The sequence below is a fragment of the Amycolatopsis circi genome (assembly GCF_003385235.1).
GTDB classification, from domain to species: Bacteria; Actinomycetota; Actinomycetes; order Mycobacteriales; family Pseudonocardiaceae; genus Amycolatopsis; species Amycolatopsis circi.
Map to the genome: position 1 here is coordinate 77,158 of NZ_PQIA01000001.1, position 22,556 is coordinate 99,713.

The 22,556-nt window shown below is 70.0% G+C and carries 20 protein-coding genes; 9 read left to right on the forward strand and 11 right to left on the reverse strand.

Features of this window, described 5'->3' with window-relative positions; translation table 11 throughout:
• Window positions 1-7: 7 nt before the first annotated feature.
• From D0D37_RS00335 to D0D37_RS00370, 8 genes are all read right to left on the reverse strand, one after another.
• A complete protein-coding gene (locus D0D37_RS00335) occupies window positions 8-1,573 on the reverse strand; it encodes an ABC transporter ATP-binding protein (RefSeq protein WP_116198438.1) in 1,566 nt (521 codons plus the stop codon).
• Window positions 1,570-2,466 carry an ABC transporter permease gene (locus tag D0D37_RS00340; protein ID WP_116198439.1) on the reverse strand — a complete coding sequence of 299 codons (897 nt, stop codon included), beginning with the start codon at window positions 2,464-2,466 and terminating at the stop codon, window positions 1,570-1,572. The genes D0D37_RS00335 and D0D37_RS00340 overlap by 4 nt, the downstream gene beginning before the upstream one ends.
• Complete coding sequence (locus D0D37_RS00345; protein WP_116198440.1) at window positions 2,463-3,419, reverse strand: ABC transporter permease; 957 nt, start codon at window positions 3,417-3,419, stop codon at window positions 2,463-2,465. The genes D0D37_RS00340 and D0D37_RS00345 overlap by 4 nt, the downstream gene beginning before the upstream one ends.
• On the reverse strand, window positions 3,416-5,008 hold the full coding sequence (locus tag D0D37_RS00350) for an ABC transporter substrate-binding protein (protein ID WP_116198441.1): 1,593 nt from the start codon (window positions 5,006-5,008) through the stop codon (window positions 3,416-3,418). The genes D0D37_RS00345 and D0D37_RS00350 overlap by 4 nt, the downstream gene beginning before the upstream one ends.
• A gap of 83 nt (window positions 5,009-5,091) precedes the next feature.
• Complete coding sequence (locus D0D37_RS00355; RefSeq protein ID WP_116198442.1) at window positions 5,092-5,517, reverse strand: thioesterase family protein; 426 nt, start codon at window positions 5,515-5,517, stop codon at window positions 5,092-5,094.
• A complete protein-coding gene (locus D0D37_RS00360) occupies window positions 5,510-6,451 on the reverse strand; it encodes a 3-hydroxyacyl-CoA dehydrogenase NAD-binding domain-containing protein (protein ID WP_116198443.1) in 942 nt (313 codons plus the stop codon). Before D0D37_RS00360 ends, D0D37_RS00355 begins: the two co-directional genes overlap by 8 nt.
• A complete protein-coding gene (locus D0D37_RS00365) occupies window positions 6,444-7,337 on the reverse strand; it encodes a beta-keto acid cleavage family enzyme (RefSeq protein WP_116198444.1) in 894 nt (297 codons plus the stop codon). The genes D0D37_RS00360 and D0D37_RS00365 overlap by 8 nt, the downstream gene beginning before the upstream one ends.
• Complete coding sequence (locus D0D37_RS00370; protein WP_116198445.1) at window positions 7,337-8,197, reverse strand: TetR/AcrR family transcriptional regulator; 861 nt, start codon at window positions 8,195-8,197, stop codon at window positions 7,337-7,339. The genes D0D37_RS00365 and D0D37_RS00370 overlap by 1 nt, the downstream gene beginning before the upstream one ends.
• A gap of 530 nt (window positions 8,198-8,727) precedes the next feature.
• Here D0D37_RS00370 and D0D37_RS00375 point away from each other — a divergent pair.
• Genes D0D37_RS00375 through D0D37_RS00390 form a run of 4 tightly spaced genes read left to right on the forward strand, consistent with a single transcriptional unit; the run spans window position 8,728 to window position 12,299 of the window.
• On the forward strand, window positions 8,728-10,050 hold the full coding sequence (locus D0D37_RS00375; RefSeq protein ID WP_116198446.1) for a M20/M25/M40 family metallo-hydrolase: 1,323 nt from the start codon (window positions 8,728-8,730) through the stop codon (window positions 10,048-10,050).
• Complete coding sequence (locus D0D37_RS00380; RefSeq protein ID WP_116198447.1) at window positions 10,050-10,943, forward strand: alpha/beta fold hydrolase; 894 nt, start codon at window positions 10,050-10,052, stop codon at window positions 10,941-10,943. Before D0D37_RS00375 ends, D0D37_RS00380 begins: the two co-directional genes overlap by 1 nt.
• A gap of 32 nt (window positions 10,944-10,975) precedes the next feature.
• Entirely contained in the window at window positions 10,976-11,578 is a 603-nt protein-coding gene (locus D0D37_RS00385) for a winged helix-turn-helix domain-containing protein (RefSeq protein WP_116198448.1), read from the forward strand.
• Window positions 11,571-12,299 carry an SRPBCC family protein gene (locus tag D0D37_RS00390; RefSeq protein WP_116198449.1) on the forward strand — a complete coding sequence of 243 codons (729 nt, stop codon included), beginning with the start codon at window positions 11,571-11,573 and terminating at the stop codon, window positions 12,297-12,299. Before D0D37_RS00385 ends, D0D37_RS00390 begins: the two co-directional genes overlap by 8 nt.
• 328 nt (window positions 12,300-12,627) lie before the next feature.
• Here the strand turns inward: D0D37_RS00390 and D0D37_RS00395 are convergent, their stop codons facing one another.
• The 3 genes from D0D37_RS00395 to D0D37_RS00405 form a co-directional block, all read right to left on the reverse strand.
• Complete coding sequence (locus tag D0D37_RS00395) at window positions 12,628-12,852, reverse strand: DUF5703 family protein (protein WP_116198450.1); 225 nt, start codon at window positions 12,850-12,852, stop codon at window positions 12,628-12,630.
• Complete coding sequence (locus D0D37_RS00400; RefSeq protein WP_116198451.1) at window positions 12,849-13,862, reverse strand: YncE family protein; 1,014 nt, start codon at window positions 13,860-13,862, stop codon at window positions 12,849-12,851. Before D0D37_RS00400 ends, D0D37_RS00395 begins: the two co-directional genes overlap by 4 nt.
• Window positions 13,863-13,960: 98 nt before the next feature.
• On the reverse strand, window positions 13,961-14,923 hold the full coding sequence (locus D0D37_RS00405; RefSeq protein ID WP_162834017.1) for an aldo/keto reductase: 963 nt from the start codon (window positions 14,921-14,923) through the stop codon (window positions 13,961-13,963).
• A gap of 255 nt (window positions 14,924-15,178) precedes the next feature.
• Between D0D37_RS00405 and D0D37_RS00410 the strand changes: the two genes are divergently transcribed.
• From D0D37_RS00410 to D0D37_RS00430, 5 genes are all read left to right on the forward strand, one after another.
• A complete protein-coding gene (locus D0D37_RS00410) occupies window positions 15,179-16,021 on the forward strand; it encodes an undecaprenyl-diphosphate phosphatase (protein ID WP_116198453.1) in 843 nt (280 codons plus the stop codon).
• A 29-nt stretch (window positions 16,022-16,050) separates the two neighbouring features.
• On the forward strand, window positions 16,051-16,755 hold the full coding sequence (locus tag D0D37_RS00415; protein WP_116198454.1) for a histidine phosphatase family protein: 705 nt from the start codon (window positions 16,051-16,053) through the stop codon (window positions 16,753-16,755).
• Window positions 16,756-16,834: 79 nt separating this feature from the next.
• On the forward strand, window positions 16,835-18,886 hold the full coding sequence (locus D0D37_RS00420) for a M3 family metallopeptidase (RefSeq protein WP_116198455.1): 2,052 nt from the start codon (window positions 16,835-16,837) through the stop codon (window positions 18,884-18,886).
• A gap of 434 nt (window positions 18,887-19,320) precedes the next feature.
• Window positions 19,321-20,571 (forward strand): MFS transporter, encoded by a 1,251-nt coding sequence (locus D0D37_RS00425; protein WP_208719724.1) that lies wholly within the window; start codon window positions 19,321-19,323, stop codon window positions 20,569-20,571.
• A 200-nt stretch (window positions 20,572-20,771) separates the two neighbouring features.
• Window positions 20,772-22,490, forward strand: coding sequence for a glycosyl hydrolase family 18 protein (locus D0D37_RS00430; protein WP_244223325.1), 1,719 nt, complete (start codon window positions 20,772-20,774; stop codon window positions 22,488-22,490).
• Window positions 22,491-22,556 lie beyond the last annotated feature (66 nt).

The window sequence follows — 22,556 nt, forward strand, 5'->3', positions numbered from 1 at the left end:
CGGCTCCTCACAGCCTCGGCGTCGTAGCGAGAAGTTCGCTGGTGTACTCGTGCGACGGGGAGTTCAGCACCGATTCGACGGTGCCTTCCTCGACGATCTCGCCGCCGCGCAGGACCGCGATCCGGTCCGCCACTTCCGGGGCGAGGGCGATGTTGTGCGTCACGAACAGCATCGCCATGCCGAGTTCGCGGCGCAGTTCGCCGAGCAGTTCCACGATGGTGGCCTGCACCGAGACATCCAGCGCCGACGTGACCTCGTCGCACACCAGGACGTCCGGCGTGGTCACGAGCGCGCGGGCGATCGCGGCGCGCTGTCGTTCGCCGCCGCTGAGCTGGTCCGGCAGCCGGTTCGCGAGGTCTTGCCGCAAGCGGACCCGGTCCAAGGTCTCGGCGACGCGCTTCCGCCGCTCGGTGCGGGAGAGAGAAGTCAAGCGCACCAAGGGGACCTCGATCGACTGCGCGATCGTCTTGCGCGGGTTCAGCGACGAGAACGGGCTCTGGAAGACGTACTGGATCCGCCGCAGCTCGTCGGTGCTGCGCTGCCGGGCGGCCGGGGCGAGCGGGGCGCCTTCGAGCGCGACAGTGCCGGTGAAACCCCGGTTGAGCCCGGCGATGCACTGCGACAGCGTGGTTTTCCCGGAGCCGGACTCGCCGAGCAGCATCACGCTTTCCCCGCGCGTCATGGCGAGGTCGATGCCGCGCAACACCTTCTGCTGCCCGTAGGACAGCCGGATGTCGCGTGCGGCCAGTACCGCGTCGTCCGGCGGGGGAGCAGCGGCCGGCTCCGCGCCGAGGTCTGGCACGGCAGCGAGAAGCCGCTTCGTGTACGCGTGCTTCGGCCGCCGCAACACCTCATCGGCGACGCCGCATTCGACCAGATCTCCTTGGTACATCACGGCAACCCGGTCCGCGAGCTGCGCCACCACGGCGAGGTCGTGCGTGATGTAGAGCGCCGCGACGCCGTGCTCGGAGGTCAGCTGCCGCACCGTTTCCAGCACGAGCGCCTGGGTCTTCACATCGAGGCCGGTGGTCGGCTCGTCCAGCACCACGACACTCGGGCGGCAGGCGAACGCCATTGCGATGCCGACCCGCTGCTGCTGCCCGCCGGACAGCTGATGCGGGTATCGCCGCTGGTAGGCCTCGTCGGACGGCAGCCCGACCTCGGCGAGCACCTCGGCCACCCGCTCGTCCGCGGAACCCGGATATCCGTGCGTCTCCAGTACTTCGGCGATCTGCCGTCCGACCCGCAGCGCGGGGTTCAGCGACAGCGCCGGGTCCTGCGGGATGTAGGCGACGGCGCTGCCCCGCAAGTGGCGACGCGCGGCGTCGTCGAGCGTCAGGACGTCGACCGGTTCGCCGTCGCGCGGGTGCAGCACCACCTTGCCGCCGCCGGACACCAGGCCGCGGCGGAAGTGGCCGAGCGCGGCCAATCCGGCGGTGGTCTTGCCGGAGCCGGATTCCCCGACCAGCGCGAGCACCTCGCCGGGCGCGATCTCGTAGGACACCGAATGCAGCACCGGACGGCCCGCCGCGGTGCGCACGGCCAGCCCGGTCACCTCCAGAGCGGTCGTCATGCCCGTCCCTCCCGGGTCCGCCCGGCCGCGGCCGAGGCGAGCGAGTCGGCGACGAGGTTCGTGCCGACGGCCAGCACCGCGATCGCGACCACCGGGAGCAGCACGCCCCACGGCTGCACGACGAGCGCGATCCGGTTCTCGTTGATCATCAGGCCCCAGTCCGCGGCCGGCGGCTGGATGCCGAGCCCGAGGAACGACAGCGAGGCGATGTAGCCGATCGAGTAGGTCAGCCGCAGTCCCAGCTCCACCATCAGCGGGCCGGTGATGTTCGGCAGGATCTCGCGCAGCAGGATCCGGCTGCGCGGGACCGCGTACATCTCGGCGGCGCGGATGTAGTCGTGGTTGCGCACCGAGACGGTCGCCTGCCGGGCGACCCGTGCGGTCCGCGGCGCGTGCGTCAACCCGATGACCAGCACCAGCAGCCAGCCCTTCGGGCCGATCACCGCGATCGCCAGCAGTGCGATGACCAGCTGCGGGAACGACAGCAGGACGTCGTTGCCGCGCATCAGCAGACCGTCCAGCCAGCCGCCGCCGTACCCGGCGACCATGCCGAGCAGCGCGCCGAGCACGATGCCGAGCGCGGTGGCGAGGACGGCGTACAGCAGCAGTGTGGTGCCGCCAGCCAGGAAACGGGTCAGGACGTCGCGGCCGAGGCCGTCGGTGCCCATCAGCCCGTCGGGTTTGAACGGCTTTCCGGCGAAGTCCGTGGTGGTGTGGCCGGTGATGACCGGGCCGAGCCACGGGCCTACGAGCGCCACCAGAATGACGACTCCGGCCAGTACGGTGCCGACCTTGGCCTGCGGGAACGCCCAGGCGGTGCGGATCAGCCCGGCCGCGCGCGGCGGCGTTTCCGGGACGGCGGGGACCACCTGTTCTTCTTCGACCGCGGTCATCGCACTGCCTCCGTCCGGAGCTTAGGATCGGCGAGGATGCCGATCACGTCGGCCAGCAGGTTGACCACGATGTAGACCGCGGCGATCAGCAGCGTCACCGCCTGGACCACGGCGACGTCGCGTTTGCCGACCGCGTCGATCAGCGCCTGGCCGATGCCGGGGTAGCGGAAGAGGAATTCGACCACCACGACGCCGCCGGCCAGCCACGCCAGCTGGATCGCGACGACCTGCGCGACTGGGCCGACCGCGTGCGGCAGGGCGTGCCGCAGTAGCACCGTCCGCTCGCGCATTCCCTTGAGCCGCGCCATTTCGACGTAGCCGGAGTCGAGGACTTCGTTCATCGTCGCGCGCATCATCCGCGTGATGTACGGCGTCACGACCAATACAAGGGTGAGCACCGGCAGGACGAGCTGACTTGGTTGAGCCCATACCGCTTCGCCTGGCGGCGTGAGCGTGACCGACGGCAGAAAGCGGAACACCGTCGTCGCGAAGAGAACGATGAGCGCCACGCCGATGACAAACTCTGGCAGTGCGGCGATCACCAGGCTGATTCCGGACACCACCTGGTCGCTGGCGCGGCCGCGGCGCATCGCGCTCCACGTGCCGAGTGCCAGCCCGAGCGGGGTGGCGATGACCGCGGCGAGCACGAGCAGCACGAGCGAGGCCGACACCCGGTCCGCCAGCAGCGTCGTGACCGGGCCCTGAGTCGAGGTCGAGGTGCCGAGGTCACCGGTGAACAGGCCGCCGAGCCAGGTCAGGTAGCGCTGCCAGACCGGTTCGTCGAGGTGCAGCGCGTGCTGCAGCGCGGCGGTCCGCTCCGGAGTCGCCTGCTGGCCGAGGATGGCCCGTGCCGGATCGCCCGGCAGCAGCAGCGTCGCGACGAACACCAGCAGCGTGACCAGCCACAGCACCACGAGGCTGACGAGAAGCCGTTTGAGGATCAGCCGGGTCATGCCGCGCCGCCTTCCGCCGTGCCGAGCCAGACCTGCCGGAACTGGTAGCCCGACAGCGAGATCCCGGTCCGGTCCGGCACGAAGCCGGCCACATAGGACTGGTACGCGTCGACCTGGTCGACGAAGCCCCAGACGATCAGGCCGCCGCGTTCGTACTCGATCTGCTGCGCCCGGCGGAGCAGGTCCCCGCGCGCCTTCGGGTCGACCGTGGCGCTCGCCCGCGTGACGAGGTCGGTGAATTCCGGGTCGTTCCAATGGGTTTCGTTGTACGGCGCTTTCGGCAGCGAACCGGACGCGACCTGCGGCAGGTAGTTGCGCGTGTACCAGAAGTCCTGCGCGAAATCCCAGGACAGGTAGTTCTCGCCGTAGAACGTGGTGGTGTCGATCTTCCGGATCCGCACGTTCACGCCGGCCGCCTTGGCCTGCTGCTGGAACACCTGCGCGGCCTCGACCGCACCGGCCTGGATCGGCGCGGTGACCAGTTCGATGTCGAGATTCGGCTTGCCCGCCTCGGCGAGCAGCCGTTTCGCCTCGGCGATGTTCTGCTTCCGCTGCGGCAGCTGCCGGTTGTACGCGGGGTCGAAGGGCGCGTACAGGTCGTTGCCGACCCGGCCCTGCCCGCTGAGCACCTGGTTGATCATCTGCTCGCGGTCGACCACCAGCCGCAGCGCCTGGCGCACGCGGACGTCGTCGAACGGCGGCCGGTCGACGCGCATGGTGAACGGCAGCCAGGTCCCGGTTTCCGAACGCAGCACCTGGATGCGGGGGTCGCTGCGGAGCACGTCCACGAGCGCGACGGGGACCTGGTCGATCGCGTCCACCTGGGACGAGAGGAGGGCGTTGATCCGGGCGTCGTCGTCGGCGAAGTTGATGAGCGACAACCGGTCCAGATACGGCTCGCCCGGCCGCCAGTAGTGCTCGTTGCGCACGAAGGTGCTCTGCAGGCCCGCGGTGAACGTGTCGGCTTTGAACGGTCCGGTGCCGATCGGCCGTTTGACGTCGAAATCGGCGGGGACGATGCCGAGGCTGTACTGGCCGAGCAGGTCGTCGAAGCCGGAATTCGGGGCGGTGAGGCGGAATTCGACGGTCCGGTCGCCGGTGGCGACGACCTCGCCGAGCATGGTCAGCCCGGCCGCGCCGCTCTTCGGGTCCTTCGGGTCGGTGATCCGGCGGAAGGTCGCGACGACGTCGGCCGGGGTCACCGGGCGGCCGTCGTGGAAGCGGATGCCCGACCGCAGCACGGCGGTCCAGGTGCGCGCGTCCGGCGAGGACTTCAGCGATTCGGCGACCAGCATCTGCAGCCGGTAGTTGTGATCGCGCAGCAGGAGCGGCTCGTAGAGATTGAGCACCCGCGCGATGTCCGGGTTCGTGGCGGGGATGTGCGGGTCGAGCGTGTCGGACGCGCCTCCGCCGGTGACGCCGACGCGGAGGGCGCCGCCGCGTTTGGGCGGTCCGGAGGGCACGGCCGCGGCGACGGTGGAGCCGCAGGCGGCCAGCAGGGGCGCGGCGCCGGCGAGGGCGGCGCCGGCGAGCGCGGTGGTGAGGAATCGGCGGCGGGAAACGTTGGTCGGTTTACATCGGGCTTCCATGGGTGACTTTCGAGCGGGTGTCGTGAGTGGCAATGCCGGTTAGAACCGGCATTGCCACTCACGACACGGTGGGGGGAGGGGGATCAGGCGATGGCGCGTCCCGCGTAGTCCGGGACCGGGGCGAGGTGCGTGTCGAGCGCGGTGGCGACTTCGGCGGGGAACGGCGTCGCGCGGCCCCCGGAAACGTGCAGGCACAACAGCTCTTCGGTGGCGACGAGTTCGCCGCCGACCCGCATCTCGTGGCAGAGCCGCACCTTTTTCGCGCCGACTGACAGCACGGAGGTAGTCACGTCGAGTTCGGCGTCCGCGCCGACTTCGCGCAGGTACCGCACATGAGCCTCCACTGTGTACAGCGACGCCCCGGTTCTCTCGCGGTAGCCGGGGCCGAGGCCGACGATGTCCATCAGCGCGGTGGTCGCGTCGCCGAAGACGAGCACGTAGTAGGGCTCGGAGAGGTGACCGTTGTAGTCGATCCATTCTGGACGGACGCGGTCGCGGTACTCAGCCACGACGGGCCTGCCCGACCGCGCGCTGGATCGCGATGACCGCCCGGTCGCGTTCGGCGATCAGGTCGGCGATCGTCCGTCCGTCTGCCTCGTCGTCGCACCCGGCGACGACGGCGTCGCGCAGGTCCTTGGTGAGTTCGGGCGCTTCGAGGCGCGTCCACGGCGACTTCAGCGACGGTCCGAAGTGGTCCAGCATGTGCGCCATGCCGCCCTCGCCGCCGGCCAGGTGGAAGGTGAGCATCGGGCCCTGGATCGGCCAGCGCAGGCCCGGCCCGTCGGTGATCGCAAGGTCGATCTGCTCGACGGTCGCCTCGCCGTTCGCGACCATGTGCAGGGCTTCGCGCCACAGCGCTTCCTGGAGCCGGTTCGCGATGAACCCGGGCACCTCGCGGTCCATGGTGATCACGGACTTGCCGACGCGCCGGTAGAACGCGGCGGCCTGCTCAACCGCCCACGGCGCGCTGAGCTTCCCGCCCGCGACCTCGACCAGCGGGATCAGGTACGGCGGATTGAACGGATGCCCGACCACGAGCCGTTCCGGCGTCTTCGCGGCGACCTGCATTTCGGTCATGCCGTAGCCGGAGGTGGACGAGGCGATCACGACGTCGGGCGCGGTGACCGCGTCGATGTCGGCGAGCAGTTTTTGCTTGAGCGCCAAGTCTTCCGGCGCGCTTTCCTGGACGAAGCCCACGCCGTCGACGGCTTCCGCGAGCGTCGCGGTGACGGTGAGCCGGTCTCGGCTCGCGCCCGGCTTGAGGCCCAGTTCGGTCAGCGCGGGCCAGGCTGCGTTGACGAGCCGTTCGAGCTTCTCCGCGGCATCTGGTGCGGGGTCCCAGGCCCGGACGTCGAAGCCCTGGGCGAGGAAGTGCGCTACCCAACCGCCGCCGATGACTCCGGCTCCGATGCAGGCGACAGTGTCCACAGTGGTCTCAGGCATTCACGCGCTCCTTCAACCCGAGGATCTCGCGCGCCCGGTCCGGGCCGGCGATGTCCGCGCCGAGCTTCTGCACGATGTCCACCGCGCGTTCGACGAGCTGGCCGTTGGTCGCCTTGACGCCGCGCGCCAGGTAGAGGTTGTCCTCCAGCCCGACCCGGACATGCCCGCCCAGCAGCACCGACTGCGCGACCCATGGCATCTGGTCGCGTCCGATGGCGAACGACGCCCACTGCGCGCCTTCCGGCAGCAGGTGCACCATCGCCTGCAGCAGGCCGGGATCCGGCGGCGCGCCGTACGGGATGCCCATGCACAGCTGGAACAGCGGCGGCGGGTCGATCAGGCCTTCCTCGACCATCTTCGTGGCGAACCACAGGTTGCCGGTGTCGAAGATCTCCAGCTCGGGCTTCACGCCCAGCTCCTGGATCCGCTTCGCGCCGGTGCGCAGCATGTCCGGAGTGGACACGTAAAGCTGGTTGCCCTCGCCGAAGTTCAGCGAACCGCAGTCGAGCGTGCAGATGTCCGGCAGCAGTTCCTCGACGTGCGGGAGCCGGTCGTGCGCGTTGACCAGGTCGGTGCCGTCGACCGGCTTGAGCGGGTCCTCGGCGTCGATGACGAGGTCGCCGCCCATGCCCGCGGTGAGGTTGACGACAACGTCCACACCGGACTCTTTGACGAGCCGCACCGCCTCGCGGTACAGCGCGACGTCCCGCGACGGGGCTCCGGTTTCGGGCTCGCGCACGTGGATGTGCACCACGGCCGCGCCGGCGTTGGCGGCCTCGATGGCGCTCTCGGCGATCTGTGCCGGGCTGACCGGAACGTGCGGGCTCCGGCGGGTGGTGTCCCCCGCGCCGGTGAGCGCGCAGGTGACGATGACCTCGTGGTTCATCAGGCTCCTTGGACGATCGAGCGGTCGATGAAGTCGTGCAGGTGCGCGCGCATCGCGCCCACCGTGCTGCCGGGCCGTCCGGTCAGCACCTGGATGCCGAGGCCGTCGATCAGCGCGGTGAGCTGCGCCGTGGCGGCCTCGGGGTCGGCCAGGCGGAACACGCCCTGCTCCTGGCCGGTGCGGATGGTCATGAGAATGGTCTGGTACCAGCGGTCGTAGGAATCGGTATAGAGCGAACGCAGCCGCGGGTCGAGCGCGACCTCGTTCCAGACCTGCAGCCACACCGACCATTCGGCGCGCAGCAGGCCCTCGGTGGGCAGCTGGAGTTCGACCAGCTTGAGCAGCCGGTCGTGCGCGCCGGGCACCGCGTGCAGCTCGGCGACCTGCCGGTCGAAAGCGAGCTTCACGTTGCGCCGCAACGCTTCGTCGAGAACTTCGGTTTTGGTGGGGAAGTGGTAGTGGATGGCCGCGGTGCTGGTGCCGCACGCTTGGGCGATGTCGGCGATGCGCACCCGGTGGTAGCCGCGTTCGGCGATGAGCTGCCAGGCGGTCTCGAGGATCCGCCGTCTTGGCTCGGACTGCGCCAGCTCGTCGGGGTCGCTCGCTGTTCCGGCGGCGGGGGCTGGCACGGCGGTGACGGTTTTGGCGTCGTCGCTGCCGTTGAGCAGCCAATTCACCGTGACGCCGGAGTATTCGGCTACGCGGACGAGTTCGTGCGGGGAGAAGCGGCGGGCGCCGTTGAGGGCTTTGGAGAGTTTGGTCTGGTCCAGGCCGATGGCGGCGGCGAACTCGCGTTGGGGGACGGGCATGGACTGGATCAGCTGTCGCACTCGTTCTCTCAGCTGGTCCGTTTCGTCCATGGGCGGAGACGGTAATGGTGCGTTGCGAAAATCGCAACTCTGGTGGGGGTGGGGATGTAACGGTTTCGGTTAGGCGTTGTGTGCCAAGGAGTTGCGATCTTTGGTTGACTGGCGGATCAGTCGGGGCGCGGGGTGGGGTGGCGCGGCTTCGCCGCGGAAGGACGGTGGTTGCGTGGGGCACCCCGAAGTTTGATTGTGCTGACGGTTCGGGGGTGCTTGTCAAGGCGGGAAAGATGCCTTGACAAGCACCCCCGAACCGCAGGGAGGCTTCGTATCGGGGTGCGGGGGAGGGGCTGGGTGCCTCGATTGTTGGGTGCGTCTGTTGCGGTTGGGTGGTGGTCCGTGAAGGGCTCCTTGAGGGAATCTGGTTCCGTGAGGGGCCCCTTGAGGGAATGGCTGTCCGTGAGGGGAACCCTGAGGGACTCAGAGTCCCTCAGGGTTCCCCTCACGGATGCTGCTCGGCGCGCCCGGTGCTGGTTCCACTCGCCGGGACGGCGGCGTCTTGGCGCGGCGGATGATAGGAATGGCCGGTGACCCAACCGAACTTGATCGACGCCGCCGCGGACGAGGCTGTCACGCTTACCAGCGAGCTGATCCGCATCGACACCACCAATACCGGCGACCCCGAAACCCTCGTGGGCGAGCGGGTCGCGGCTGAGTACGTCGCGGAGAAGCTGACTGACGCCGGGTACGAGATCACCTACGTCGAGTCCGGCGGCAAGGATCGGCACAACGTCATCGTGCGGCTGCCGGGGGCCGACCCCCGTCGCGGGGCGTTGCTGATCCACGGCCACCTCGACGTCGTGCCCGCGGACCCGGCCGAGTGGTCGGTGCATCCGTTCTCGGGGGCGGTCCAGGACGGGTACGTGTGGGGGCGCGGCGCGGTCGACATGAAGGACATGGTCGGCATGACGCTGGCCCTGGCCCGGCACTACAAGATCAACAATATCGTGCCGCCGCGCGATCTGGTGTTCCTGTTCGTCGCTGACGAGGAGGCGGGCGGCAAGTTCGGTGCGCAGTGGCTGGTCGAGAACCGGCCGGAGTTGTTCGAGGGTGTCACCGAGGCGATCAGCGAGGTCGGCGGCTTCTCGATCACCTTGAAGGACAACGTTCGCGCGTACGTGATCGAGACGGCCGAGAAGGGCATCCGCTGGATGAAGCTGCGCGTGCGCGGCACCGCAGGCCACGGGTCGATGATCCACCGCGACAATGCGGTCACCAAGCTGTCCGAGGCGGTCGCGAAGCTTGGCACGCATCAGTTCCCGTTGGTGCTGACCGATTCCGTGCGCGAGTTCCTCGCTGGCGTCACCGAGATCACCGGCTGGGACTTTCCCGAGGACGACCTCGAGGGTGCGGTCGCGAAGCTGGGCAACATTTCCCGGATGATCGGCGCGACCCTGCGCGACACCGCGAATCCGACGATGCTCACCGCGGGCTACAAGTCGAACGTGATTCCGTCGGTCGCCGAGGCCGCTGTCGACTGCCGCATCTTGCCGGGTCGGATCGAGGCGTTCGACCGCGAGCTGGACGAGTTGCTCGGTCCGGACATCGAGAAGGAGTGGATGGAGCTGCCGCCGGTCGAGACGACCTTCGACGGCGCGCTCGTCGACGCCATGACCGCCGCGGTGCTCGCCGAGGACCCGGGTGCGCGCACCCTGCCGTACATGCTTTCCGGCGGCACCGACGCGAAGTCCTTCCAGCAGCTCGGCATCCGCAACTTCGGCTTCGCGCCGCTGAAGCTGCCCGCTGACCTGGACTTCTCCGGGCTGTTCCACGGGGTCGACGAGCGTGTCCCGGTGGACGCGCTGAAGTTCGGCGTCCGCGTGCTGGACCGGTTTCTCCGCTCGTCCTGATGCCCGAGTTCCGGCTCGCCGACGGCACGCCCCTGCACCTTGTGCGCAGGGGCGACCCGGCGGCGGCCGTGACCGTCGTGCTGCTGCACGGCTACGCGCTCGACCAGCGCAGCTGGGGCCGGATCGCCCCGGTGCTGCCGGACGCGGTCGAGCATCCGCTCGCGGTGGTCAGCTACGACCACCGCGGGCACGGCGAATCCGGCCGGGCCGGGCGCGGCACCGCGACGATGGGCCAGCTCGCCGACGACCTCGCCGAGGTGATCGAGCAGGCCGTCCCGCACGGGCGCGTCGTGCTCGTCGGCCACGACATGGGCGGGCTCGCGGTCATGTCGCTGACCCAGCGGCATCCGGAGCTGTTCGCCGCGCGCGCCGGTGGCCTGGTGTTGCTGTCGACGTCGTCGGGGCGGATCGCCACGGAGGCGTCCGCGGCGTGGCCCAACGCGCTCGGCAAAGTCGCGCAGGACTTGGAAATGGTGCTGGGCGCGAAGCTGTACGGGCTGGTCCGCGAACACACCAGCCGCGCGGTGAGCGCCGGGCTGCGCTGGTGGCTGTTCGGCGACGATCCCGACCCGGACCAGGTCGAGCTGACCGTCAAGATGATCCGCGGCAACTGGCCGCACACCATCTCTCAATTCCGGCCCGCCCTCGACGCCTACGCGCGAGAGGCCGCATTGACACTGGTCGGAGACCTGCCGGTGACGGCGATCGTGGGGGAGCGGGACCGGATCGTCGCGCCCGCCGACGTCGAGCAGTTCGTGCGCGGGCTCGCCCAGGGATACGCCGTGGTGCTGCCCGGCGTGGGGCACGTCGTTCCGCTGGAAGCCGCCGCGCAGGTGGTCCCGCGGATCGCGTCGGTCGTGCACGAGGTCTACCGACAACAAAACCTGTCTTGACAACCTGAGTGTTCAGCCGCACGATAGGACGCATGTTTCCTGTTGCGGTGATCGAAGACGCGGCCGCGGCCGAGGTCTCGCTCGATCCGGTCCGGGCCCGGCTGCTGGCAGAACTGGCGCAGCCGGCGTCGGCGACGATGCTGGCGGCTCGCGTCGACCTGCCGAGGCAGAAGGTGAACTACCACCTGCGCGCCCTGGAAAAGCACGGTCTGGTGGAGCTGGTCGAGGAGCGGCGCAAGGGCAACGTCACGGAGCGGATGATGCAGGCAACCGCGTCGTCGTACGTGATCTCGCCGTCCGCGCTCGCGGCCGTGCAGCCCGACCCGGCGCAGTCGCCGGACCGGCTGTCCGCGCGCTGGCTGCTGGCGGTCGCCGGACGGCTGGTGCGCGACGTCGGAATCCTGATCACCGGTGCGGCGAAAGCGAAAAAGCGCGTCGCCACCTTCGCTCTCGACGGCGAGGTCCGGTTCGCGTCGGCGGCCGACCGGGCCGCGTTCGCGGAGGAACTGGCGACGGCCGTGACCACGCTGGTGGCTAAGTACCACGACGAAAAAGCCGAAAACGGCCGCGCGCACCGGGTGGTGCTGGCGGTGCACCCGAGTGTGCCGATGGGGGAGGAAAACGAGCATGGGTAAGGAATTCCGGGAGATCGACGTCGCCGAGGTGCCGGTCGAACCGGAACAGGTCTGGGCGGCGATCGCGACCGGGCCGGGCATCGATTCGTGGTTCATGGGCCGCAACGAGGTCGAAGGCGGAGTCGGCGGCGCGGTGCGCGGAGCGTTCGCGGCCTACGAGCCGACGCACGGGATCACCGCGTGGGACCCGCCGAACCGCTTGGCCTACGGCGGCGAACCGGAGCCGGACGGACGGCGGATCGCGTACGAATTCCTCGTCGAGGGCCGAGACGGCGGCAGTTCGGTGATCCGCTGCGTCACGAGCGGCTTCCTGCCCGGCGACGACTGGGCGGACGAGTTCGAGGCCATGAAGGCGGGCGGCGCGCTGTTCTTCCGGAACCTGGTGGAGTTCGTGCAGCATTTCCCCGGCCGTACTGCGACGCCGATTACCGCGTTCGGGTCGACGGTGATCGCGGACTGGCCTGCGTTGTGGGTTGCGCTGGCGAAGGAATTGGGCGTGGAAGAGCTGACCGTCGGCGCGAAAGTCCGGTTGGCCGGGGCTGATGGGGTGCTGTACGCGGTGAACGACCAGACGGTCGGGATCCGGACGGGCGAGGGGCTTTTCTGCTTCATGCAGGGCTTCCGCGGGCCGTTGGTGGCGACTCACCACGTCGTCGCGCCGGACGTCGATGTGGCTGCGGAGGAAGCCAAGTGGGCGGAGTGGATGGCCGCGCTTAGCTGACATCCGGATGGGCGGTGTCGAAAATCGGTGCCGCCTATTCGTCATCCGGTCGAAGGCGCCGAGCAGATGGCTGAGCGCCCCGAGCATGCCCACGACATCGCTGCGCCAGATCCACCCTGCCAGCCTCGGCCAGTGCGCCGCCGCTGATGAGCCAGATGCCCTTGCCGTCCTTCTTCCTGAGCACTCGACCCCACCGAGAAATCGCCCCGGTTTCTGGACTGAGCGATCCGGTCGGCCCCCGGGCCGAGCGGATCGGGAGGGAAGAAACCGGATGAAGGCGATTTCTCCGCCGCGACGAAGTCGCGGCAATCAAACACAGCCAAGCAGGTCAGGTAGGCAGCCCTGGCGAGTGGGAGTCGGCCGTGCGCTTCCGCCGCAGCCAAACCCGCCGAGTCCCGTCCGCATACAGCCGCACCGTCCGCAGCTCCCACCCCGCGAACTCCGCGTGAATCGACAGCTGGATCATCGCCGCGCGCCGGGAAACCGCCGGGGGGAGGCGCAGGCGGCGGTACTCCCAATCCCCTTCGACCACCGCCTCGTCGACTGTCGTCATGGCTGGATCACCTGGGTCCCTTCTCCCGCGGCCGAGCCGACGAACACGCGGCCGCTCTGGTCGTCGACGCCCACCGTGTCCGGCTGTCGCACGGTCGGGAATCGGTATTTCTCGACGGGCTCTCCGCCGCGGACGTCGTAGCCGACGACCTCGTTGCGGGCGGTCAGGGTGATCCACGCCAGGCTGCGCTTCGCGTCGTAGGCGAGGCCGTACGCGCCGCCCGGGACCGGGTAGCGCTGGCGGAGGATCAGGGGGTTGGTGGAGAACGCGAGCAGCGCGCCCGCGCGCGCGTCGGTGACCAGCACGCGGCCGTAGGAGTCGGCGACCGCGTTGGCGGCGCCGTCGCCCGCGCGCAGGCCTTCGTCCATGGTTCCGGCTTGGACGTCCACGCTGAACACGGCGGTGCGCAGCCGGTCGAGGACCACGACGCCGTTGCCGGTGTTGACCACGTCGTCGGCGCTGTACAGCTGCCCGGTGATCGTTTTCGCCACCGCGCCGTTCGCCAGCACCTCGACGGCCTTGCGGTCGCGGACCGCGACGAGCGTGTCCGGTCCGTCGGAGGTCCCGGCAGCGGGCTGTCCGGCGACCTTCTCGGCGGTCAGCTGCCCGCTCGGCAGCGCGACGCGGGCGAGCACGCCCTTGCCCGGGACTGCGGCGAGAGCCTGGCCTCCCGACACGCTGAGCGATTCCGCCGGACCGGGCAGCGCGACGGTCTTCTTCGGGGCGCCGAGCGAGCCGAGATCGTAAAGCCGCAGCTCAGGCGGCTGCGAGAGTGCTACGACGAGCGTGTGGCTCTGCTGGTCGGTCGCGATCGCGGACACCACCGGCATCGGCAGCACCTGCCCGGCCGGCGGCACCGCGCGAGCGGGGGAGACGGCCGGTTTCGCGGCCGTCGGATTGGCCACGACCTGCAGATTGTCCTTCGGTTCGGCCGAGGACGAGCAGGCGGACAGCGCGAGCGCACCGGCCAGCGGGATCGCGATCCGCGACGCGGCGGTGAGCCGACGCACCTTGAAACCTCCAGCAAAGCTCCGGCGAACAGATCCCTCCAATATCCTCTCCGAACGCCGAACCGTCACGCCCGTGTCACCGACCCGACACCTGCGGCTCATCGGGTGCCCCGTTCCGGATAGCCGAATTCGATGCCGCTGACGTCGTCGAGCGCGCTGCGGATGGCGGGCGGGAGCGTGAGGTCTTCGGCGGCGAGCGAGCCGGTGAGCTGGCCGGTGTCTCGCGCTCCGACGACCGGAGCGGCCACGCCGGGCCGGTCCCGGACCCAGGCGAGCGCCACCGCGAGCGGCGACGTGCCCAGGCCCTCGGCGGCGGTCACTACGGCCTGCACGATCCGCGCGGCGCGTTCGGTGCGGTGGTGTTCGACGTATCCGGCGTACTCGGCGGACGCGCCGCGCGAGTCGGCGGGCGTTCCGGTGCGGTACTTGCCGGTGAGCACTCCACGACCAAGCGGCGCCCACGGCAGCACGCCGATCCCGTGGTGCGCCGCGGCCGGGACGACTTCGCGTTCGATGCCGCGTTCCAGCAACGAGTATTCGAACTGCCCGGACACGAGCGGCACCGTGGCGAGCGAGGCGGCGGTGGCGAGCTGCCAGCCCGCGTAGTTGGACACGCCCACGTAGCGGACCTTGCCGCTCGTCACCGCGTAATCGAGCGCGGACAGCGTCTCCTCAATGGGTACGCAGGAATCCCACGCGTGCAGTTGCCACAGGTCGATGTGGTCGGTGCGAAGCCGCTGCAGCGAGCCTTCGAGCGCGGACAGCAGCGCGCCGCGCGAGGCTCCGCCGCCGAACGGGCCGTCCCCGCGGCGGGCGACAGTCTTGGTGGCCAGCACGATGTCCTCGCGCGGCACCAGGTCCGACAGCAGCTCGCCGAGCATCCGCTCGGCCTCGCCGCCGGCGTACAGATCGGCGGTGTCCACGAGCGTGCCGCCCGCGTCGACGAACGCGACCAGCTGGCTGGCCGCCTCGTCCGGATCGGTGTCGCCGCCCCACGTCATGGTGCCGAGGGCCATCCGCGATATCCGCAGTCCCGACCGGCCGAGCTGTCGCTTTTCCACGACCGCCGAGCCTAGTGGGCGCGCCCGCCGCGACCCGGACAAGGTGACGCGTGTCGACGAAATGCCGGATTGATTCCCTCGCTGGCGTGTCCGCAGGTCCGTGAGGGGAACCCTGAGGGACTCAGAGTCCCTCAGGGTTCCCCTCACGGACGTCCGGCGCCCTCGCGGGAGCCCTCGGGAACCACCCGATAGGTTGCCGATCGTGCGAATCGGACTGCGCCCCGTGCGGGCGGGCGAACCGGCGGGAGCGGCCTGATGGGATGGTTCGAGGCCCTGGTCCTGGGCCTGGTGCAGGGGCTCACGGAGTTCCTGCCGATCTCCTCGAGCGCGCACGTGCGGATCGTCGCGGCGCTGTCGGGCTGGGGCGACCCGGGGGCGGCGTTCACCGCGGTCACCCAGATCGGCACCGAGCTGGCGGTGATCCTCTACTTCGGACCGAAGATCGGCCGGATCCTGCGCGCCTGGTTCTTTTCGGTCTACCGCCCGGAATGGCGGCGCGACCCGGACGCGCGGCTGGGCTGGCTGATCATCGTCGGCTCGCTGCCGATCGTCGTGCTCGGCCTGCTCCTGCAGGACGAGATCGACCGGGCGTTCCGTGACCTGCGGATCACCGCGACGACGCTGATCGTGTTCGGCCTGATCCTGCTGTTCGCCGACCGGACCGCGAAGCAGCAGCGGACGCTGGACCACCTGAACGTGCCGCACGGCCTGGCGTACGGCTTCGCGCAGGCGCTCGCGCTGATCCCGGGCGTCTCGCGTTCGGGCGGCACGACGAGCGCCGGTCTGCTGATGGGCTACACCCGCTCGGAAGCCGCGGAGTACTCGTTCCTGCTCGCGGTGCCCGCGGTGTTCGGCTCGGGGCTGTACAAGCTGACCGACATCGGCAAGAACGGCGAGAACGCGCAGTGGGGGCCGACGATCCTGGCCACGCTGGTCGCGTTCGGCGTCGGCTACCTGGTCATCTCGTGGCTGATGGCCTACATCAAGAAGCGCAGCTTCGTGCCGTTCGTGATCTACCGCGTGGTGCTCGGCGTCGTGTTGTTCGGCCTGGTATTCGGCGGCGTGCTCGACCCGAACGCGGGACCCGCGGGCGGCTGAACCCGCGGATCACCGGTTAGGGTGGCGTCGTGAGTACGGTCATCTTGCTGCGGCACGGGAAGTCCACCGCCAACGGTTCGGGCGTCCTCGCCGGGCGCACGCCGAAGGTCGGGCTGGACGACACCGGCCGGGCCCAGGCCGCCGCCCTCGTCGAGCGTTTCGCCGGGGTGCCGGTCGCCGAGCTGGTGGTGTCGCCGATGCTGCGCTGCAAGCAGACCGTCGCGCCGCTGGCCGCCGCGCAGGGCCTGGAGAAGGTCGTCGAACCGCGGCTGTCCGAAGTGGACTACGGCGAGTGGACCGGCCGGGAGCTGAAGAACCTGGTGAAGGAACCGCTGTGGCGCGTGGTGCAGGCGCACCCGTCGGCGGCGGTCTTCCCGGGCGGGGAGGGGCTCGCCGAGATGCAGGCGCGCGCGGTGGCCGCGATCCGCGCGCACGATGCCCGGATCACCGCCGAGCACGGCGACCACGCGGTGTGGGTCGTGTGCAGCCACGGCGACGTGATCAAGTCGATCCTGGCCGACGCGCTGGGCCAGCATCTGGACGCCTTCCAGCGGATCGTCGTGGACCCGGCCGCGGTGTCGGTCGTCCGCTACACCGAAACGCGGCCGTTCGTGCTCCGGGTTAACGAGCACGGCGGCGACCTGGCCGGGATCGTGCCGCCGCCGCCCAAGAAACGCGGCCGCGCCAAGAAGGGTTCCAGCGACGCGGTGGTGGGCGGAAGCTCGGGCCGCTGACGATCGACAGTCCTTCCGTCGGATGCCGGACCCCGTAGGGTGGGCGGAACCACGCGGAGAACCAGGAGCGCAAACCCGAATGATTTCCCCGGACAACCCGTTCGCCGTCCCCAGCGAGCTGCCCTACGAGCTGCCGCCGTTCGACCGCATCGCCGACGAGCACTACCGGCCCGCCTTCGAGGCCGGGCTCGCCGAGCACGCCGCCGACGTGGAGCGGATCGCCGACGACCCGGCCGAGCCGACCTTCGAGAACACGATCGCGGCGCTGGAACGGGCCGGGGCGCTGCTGACCCGGGTGTCCGGCACGTTCTTCAACATCTCGGGCTCGAACGCGACCGACGAGGTCCAGGAGATCCAGGCCGAACTCGCTCCGAAGCTGGCCGCGCACGCGGACGCGATCCATCTGAACCCGCGGCTGTTCGCCCGCATCGAGGCGCTGTACCAGAAGCGCGCCGAACTGGGCTTGAGCCCGGAGGCGCTGCGGCTGCTGGAACGCCGGTACACCGACTTCAGCCGGGCGGGCGCCGGGCTGCCCGAGGACGACCAGGCGAAGCTGCGCGCGCTGAACGAGCAGCTTTCGACGCTGCAGACCCGCTTTTCGCAGAACCTGTTGCGGGACACCAACGAACTCGCTGTCGTGCTCGACGACGCCGCGGAGCTGGCCGGGCTCGGCGAAAGCGCAATCGCGGCGGCGGCGCAGACGGCGGCCGAGCGCGGACTCGACGGCAAGTACGTGCTGACCCTGACCCTGCCCACCGCGCAGGCGGCCGTGGCGTCGCTGGAAAACCGCGCGGTGCGCGAGCGGCTCTTCACCGCTTCGGTGTCGCGCGGCAACCGCGGAAACGCCTACGACAACAACGCGATCGTCGAGGAGGTCACGCGGCTGCGGGCCGAGCGGGCCGCGCTGCTGGGCTACCCGAACCACGCGGCGTACGTGATCGCGGACGAGACGGCCAAGACCGTCGAGGCCGCCGGCGGGCTGCTGGAGCGGCTCGCGCCGGTGGCGGTCGCGAACGCGCGCACCGAGGCGGCGGAACTGCAGAAGCTGCTGGAAGCCGACGTGCCCGGCGCGACGCTGCAGCCGTGGGACTGGGCGTTCTACGCGGCGAAGGTGGAGCGCGAGCGGTTCCAGCTGGACACCGCGGCGCTGCGGCCTTACTTCGAGCTGGACCGGGTGTTGCACGACGGCGTGTTCGCGGCCGCGAACCGGTTGTACGGCTTGACTTTCACCGAGCGGAACGACCTGCCGAAGTACCACCCGCAGGTGCGGATCTTCGAGGTCTTCGACGCCGACGGCAGCGGGCTCGGCCTGTTCCTGATGGACTACTACACCCGCGATTCCAAGCGCGGCGGCGCGTGGATGAACAACTTCGTGGACCAGTCGCGGCTGCTCGGGCGGCGCACGGTCGTGGTCAACGTGCTGAACGTGACCAAGCCGCGCGAGGGGGAGCCGACCCTGCTCTCGCTCGACGAGGTGCGCACCGCGTTCCACGAGTTCGGGCACGCGCTGCACTCGCTGCTGTCCGGCGTCGAGTTCCCGACGTTCACCGGCACCAACGTGCCGCGCGACTTCGTCGAGTACCCGTCGCAGGTCAACGAGATGTGGATGTTCTGGCCGGAGATTTTGGCCAACTACGCCAAGCACCACGAGACGGGGGAGCCGCTGCCCGCCGGGCAGGTCGAGCTGCTGGAGGCCGCGCAGCAGTACGGCGAAGGCTTCCGCACGACCGAGTACCTGGCCGCGGCGCTGCTCGACCTCGCGTGGCACCGGCTCGGCCCGGACGACCGGGTGGAGGACGTGCAGCGGTTCGAGGCCGAAGCACTCGAAAAGGCAGGCGTGGCACTGGAAAGCGTCCCGCCGCGCTACCGGACGACGTACTTCAACCACGTCTTCGCGGGCGGCTACAGCGCCGGGTACTACTCCTACATCTGGAGCGAGGTGCTCGACGCGGACACCGTCGAGTGGTTCACCGAGAACGGCGGCCTGAAGCGGGAAAACGGCGACCACTTCCGCTCGACCCTGCTGGGCCTCGGCGGCAGCGTCGACCCGATGGAGGCGTTCGCGAGCTTCCGCGGCCGCGCGCCGGAGATCGAACCGCTGCTGAAGCGCCGGGGGCTCGCGGGCGCGTAAACTGGGTGTATAACGACCTATACGGCGGGGCTGAGGCGATCAGCCCCGCCGTTGGCGTTCCAGGGCAAACGCTCGGGCTCGGGTGACCGCGATGTTCGGCAGCCACAGCGCCAGCACACAGCGAACGCGACTGCGCCAGTGCCGAACGCCAGCAGCCTGCGGTGCCGGACCGGTCCGGCAGGCCCGTTCGGTGTCGGTGGAAGACGGCAGCCGGGCCTGAGTTCGCTGATCCGCCGGTAGCGGCCGCCGATCGTCGTATCCGGTTGCCCCTCGGCCGTGCCCGCCGCCCGTGCCCCGGCGTCCCTGCCTGCGCGAAACCGCCTCTTCGTCGGATCCGCTGACGCCGGGGCCCGGGATTCGGCGGATCCGACGAAGCCGCGGAGGGGGTGCATGACCGCACAATGCGGCATCGCCGAATCAAGGAGGATCCGACGGTGAGCATTCCGACTTCCGCCCCGGTCGTGCGGCGGACCGAACGGACCACGTTGGCGCTGCTGGTCGGCGTCTTCATCATCGACTACATCGACCGCGTCATGATCGCGGTCGCGCTGCCGCTGATCGGCGCCGAGTTCGGGCTTTCCAAGACCACGCAGGGGCTGGTCGTGTCCGCGTTCGCGATCGCCTACCTGCTCGGGCAGATGCCGGGCGGGCTGCTCGCGGACCGAGCAGGGGCGCGGCCGTTGCTGGTGATTTCCCTGGTGGCGTGGTCGGTGTTCACCGCCGCCACCGGGTTCGCGCCCGGATTGGTCGTGCTGCTCGTGCTGCGCGCGGCGTTCGGGTTCGCGCAGGCGCTGTTCCCCGGTGCGGCGTTCAAGGCACTGGCCGAGCGGACGACGCAGGAGGGCCGCAGTCGCGGTGCCGGACTGCTGCTGGCGTCCAACTCGGTCGGGGCCGGGCTCGGGCCGCTGCTGGTCGCGCCGCTCGTGGTCGCCGCGGGCTGGCGGCATACCTTCTGGATCGTCGCGGTGGCCGGGCTGATCGTCGGGCTCGCGTTGTGGCGGTTGCTCCCGGCGCCGCTGCCGCGCGAGCTGACCGAACCCGAGGCGCGCGTCGCCCCGGTGAAGGTGCCGGTGTCGCAAGTCCTGCGGAACAAGCTGGTGATTCGCTGTGCGGCGATGTTCGCCTGCTTCAACATGCTCGCTTACGGGATGATCACCTGGGTTCCGTCGTATCTGGTCGAGACGAAGGGCCTTTCGCTGGTCGCGGCGGGGATCTCGGCGGCGATCCCGCAGCTGGTCAGCGCGGCGGCGGTGCTGATCGGCGGCTGGCTGATGAGCCGGTACTTCGACCGCCGGCCGCGGTGGCTCGTGGTGCCCGCGCTCGTCGCCGCGGCGGGCGTGCTCGTCGCGATGCTGCTGTCGGATTCGGCGACCGGATTCACCGTGCTGCAGACGGTCGCGATGTTCATCAGCGGCCTCGCCTCGATCGGCATCGTCGGCCTGCCGCTGCGGGTGCTGCCGCGCGACCTGGTCGGGGCGGGGATGGGCCTGGTGAACACCGGCGGACAGCTCGCCGGCGTGCTCGCGCCGCTGGTGATGGGCTGGCTCGCGGACCGGTTCGGGTTCGCCGCGGCGTTCGGCTTCCTGGCGGTGTCGACGCTGGCCGCGGCCCTGATTTCGCTGACCACGCGGTCGACCACGTTCGCGCTCGGCGCGCCCGCTCCGGCCAAGGAACAGGTGGGCTGACCCACGGGGGCCTGGTGGTCCGGCAGCGGACCACCAGGCCCCGGTGGCGCCCGACGATCCGACCCGGCCGTTCGGCCGCATTAGTGGTCTAGACCTTGACGGGTGACTGGTCCAGTCCAATTCTGGGAAGGTTCCGGCCGTGCGCCGCCGCCGCACGGCCCCTTTTCGGCACTGGAGCCCGCATGCGACGAAGAAGTCACTTGTCACGATTGTCCGCTGTCCTGGCCGCCGCCGCGGCTCCGCTCGGCGTGCTGGTCGCCACCGCGGCCCCGGCGCACGCCGCGACGCCGCTGCCGAACCACGTGTTCGCGCCCTACTTCGAGTCCTGGAACGGCCAGAGCCCGGCCGACATGGCGCAGCAGGCCGGTGTCAAGCACCTCACCATGGCCTTCCTGCAGACCGCGTCCACCGGGTCGTGCACGGTCCTCTGGAACGGCGACGCCAGCATGCCGGTGTCGGATTCGACGTTCGGCGCGGACTTCCGCACCATCCGCTCGCGCGGCGGGGACGTGATCCCGTCCTTCGGCGGCTACACCGCGGACAACAAGGCCACCGAGATCGCCGACAGCTGCACGAACGTCGACCAGATCGCGGCCGCGTACGAATCGCTGATCACCACCTACGACGTGCCGCGCCTCGACATGGACATCGAGGACAACTCGCTGACCAACTCCGCCGGCATCGACCGCCGGAACAAGGCGATCAAGAAGGTCCAGGACTGGGCCGCGGCCAACGGGCGCCCGCTGCAGATCTCCTACACGCTGCCGACCACCACGAGCGGTCTCACCAGCGCGCTGGGCGTCCTGCAGAACGCGGTTTCCAACGGGGCCAAGGTCGACGTGGTCAACCTGATGACCTTCGACTACTACGACAACGCCAGCCACCAGATGGCGCAGGACACCGAGACGGCCGCGGCCGGGCTGGTGTCGCAGCTGGCGTCGCTGTACCCGGACAAGACGCAGGCCCAGCTGTGGGGGATGGTCGGCATCACCGAGATGCCGGGAATCGACGACTTCGGCGCCGCCGAAACGTTCACCACCGCGGACGCGACCACCGTCTACAACTGGGCGGTGTCCAAGGGCATCAACCTGCTGTCGTTCTGGGCGCTGCAGCGGGACAACGGCAGTTGCCCGGGCACCGGCGCGCAGGACACCTGTTCCGGCATCCCGCAGGACCAGTGGTACTTCAGCCACACGTTCGCTCCGTTCACCGGCGGAACCCCGGTGCCGGGCAACGACTTCTCGGTGTCGGCCAGCCCCGCCTCGGCTTCGATCGACCCGGGCGGCTCGGCGACCGGGAAGGTGGCCACCGCGGTGACTTCCGGTACGGCGCAGCAGGTTTCGCTTTCGGTGAGCGGTGCGCCGGGCGGAGTGACCGCGTCGGTCAGCCCCGCCACGGTCAAGGCGGGGGACACTGCGAACCTGTCGATCACCACGACCGCGGCGACTCAGCCGGGTGTCTACCCGCTGACCATCACCGGCTCGGTCGCGGGCGGCGGCAGCCACACCGCGACGTATACATTGACAGTCAACGGAACCAGCCCGACCGGCAGCGTCATCAACGGCAACTTCGAAACCGGTGTGCTCAGCCCGTGGACCGGGGGGAAGATCGTGTCCTCCCCGGTGCACTCCGGCAGTCACGCACTGCAGGTGTCGCCGACGGCCTCGGCCACCGGGGAAGCGGCGCAAAACCTTGCCCTCGCGCCGAATCACGCGTACACGATGACGGCGTGGGTGCAGGGCGGATACGCCTACGCCGGGGTGCGCGGGGGAGCGACGGCCAACTCGTGGACGTCCAACTCCGGCTGGACCAAGCTGACCGTGCCGTTCACGACCGGCTCGTCCGGCGCGGTGACGGTGTACGTCCACGGCTGGTACGGCCAGAGCCCGATCTACGCGGACGACATCTCCGTCGCCTGATTGGTGTATAACGACCTATACGGCCGGGCGCTAGGCAAGAAATTCGCCTAGCGCCCGGCTTGTGTT

Coding starts and splice junctions, on each gene's coding strand:
- D0D37_RS00335 (WP_116198438.1), bottom strand. CDS start 1,573: ATGACGACCGCTCTGGAGGTGACCGGGCTGGCCGTGCGCACCGCGGCG.
- D0D37_RS00340 (WP_116198439.1), bottom strand. CDS start 2,466: ATGACCGCGGTCGAAGAAGAACAGGTGGTCCCCGCCGTCCCGGAAACG.
- D0D37_RS00345 (WP_116198440.1), bottom strand. CDS start 3,419: ATGACCCGGCTGATCCTCAAACGGCTTCTCGTCAGCCTCGTGGTGCTG.
- D0D37_RS00350 (WP_116198441.1), bottom strand. CDS start 5,008: ATGGAAGCCCGATGTAAACCGACCAACGTTTCCCGCCGCCGATTCCTC.
- D0D37_RS00360 (WP_116198443.1), bottom strand. CDS start 6,451: ATGCCTGAGACCACTGTGGACACTGTCGCCTGCATCGGAGCCGGAGTC.
- D0D37_RS00365 (WP_116198444.1), bottom strand. CDS start 7,337: ATGAACCACGAGGTCATCGTCACCTGCGCGCTCACCGGCGCGGGGGAC.
- D0D37_RS00370 (WP_116198445.1), bottom strand. CDS start 8,197: ATGGACGAAACGGACCAGCTGAGAGAACGAGTGCGACAGCTGATCCAG.
- D0D37_RS00380 (WP_116198447.1), top strand. CDS start 10,050: ATGCCCGAGTTCCGGCTCGCCGACGGCACGCCCCTGCACCTTGTGCGC.
- D0D37_RS00385 (WP_116198448.1), top strand. CDS start 10,976: ATGTTTCCTGTTGCGGTGATCGAAGACGCGGCCGCGGCCGAGGTCTCG.
- D0D37_RS00390 (WP_116198449.1), top strand. CDS start 11,571: ATGGGTAAGGAATTCCGGGAGATCGACGTCGCCGAGGTGCCGGTCGAA.
- D0D37_RS00395 (WP_116198450.1), bottom strand. CDS start 12,852: ATGACGACAGTCGACGAGGCGGTGGTCGAAGGGGATTGGGAGTACCGC.
- D0D37_RS00410 (WP_116198453.1), top strand. CDS start 15,179: ATGGGATGGTTCGAGGCCCTGGTCCTGGGCCTGGTGCAGGGGCTCACG.
- D0D37_RS00420 (WP_116198455.1), top strand. CDS start 16,835: ATGATTTCCCCGGACAACCCGTTCGCCGTCCCCAGCGAGCTGCCCTAC.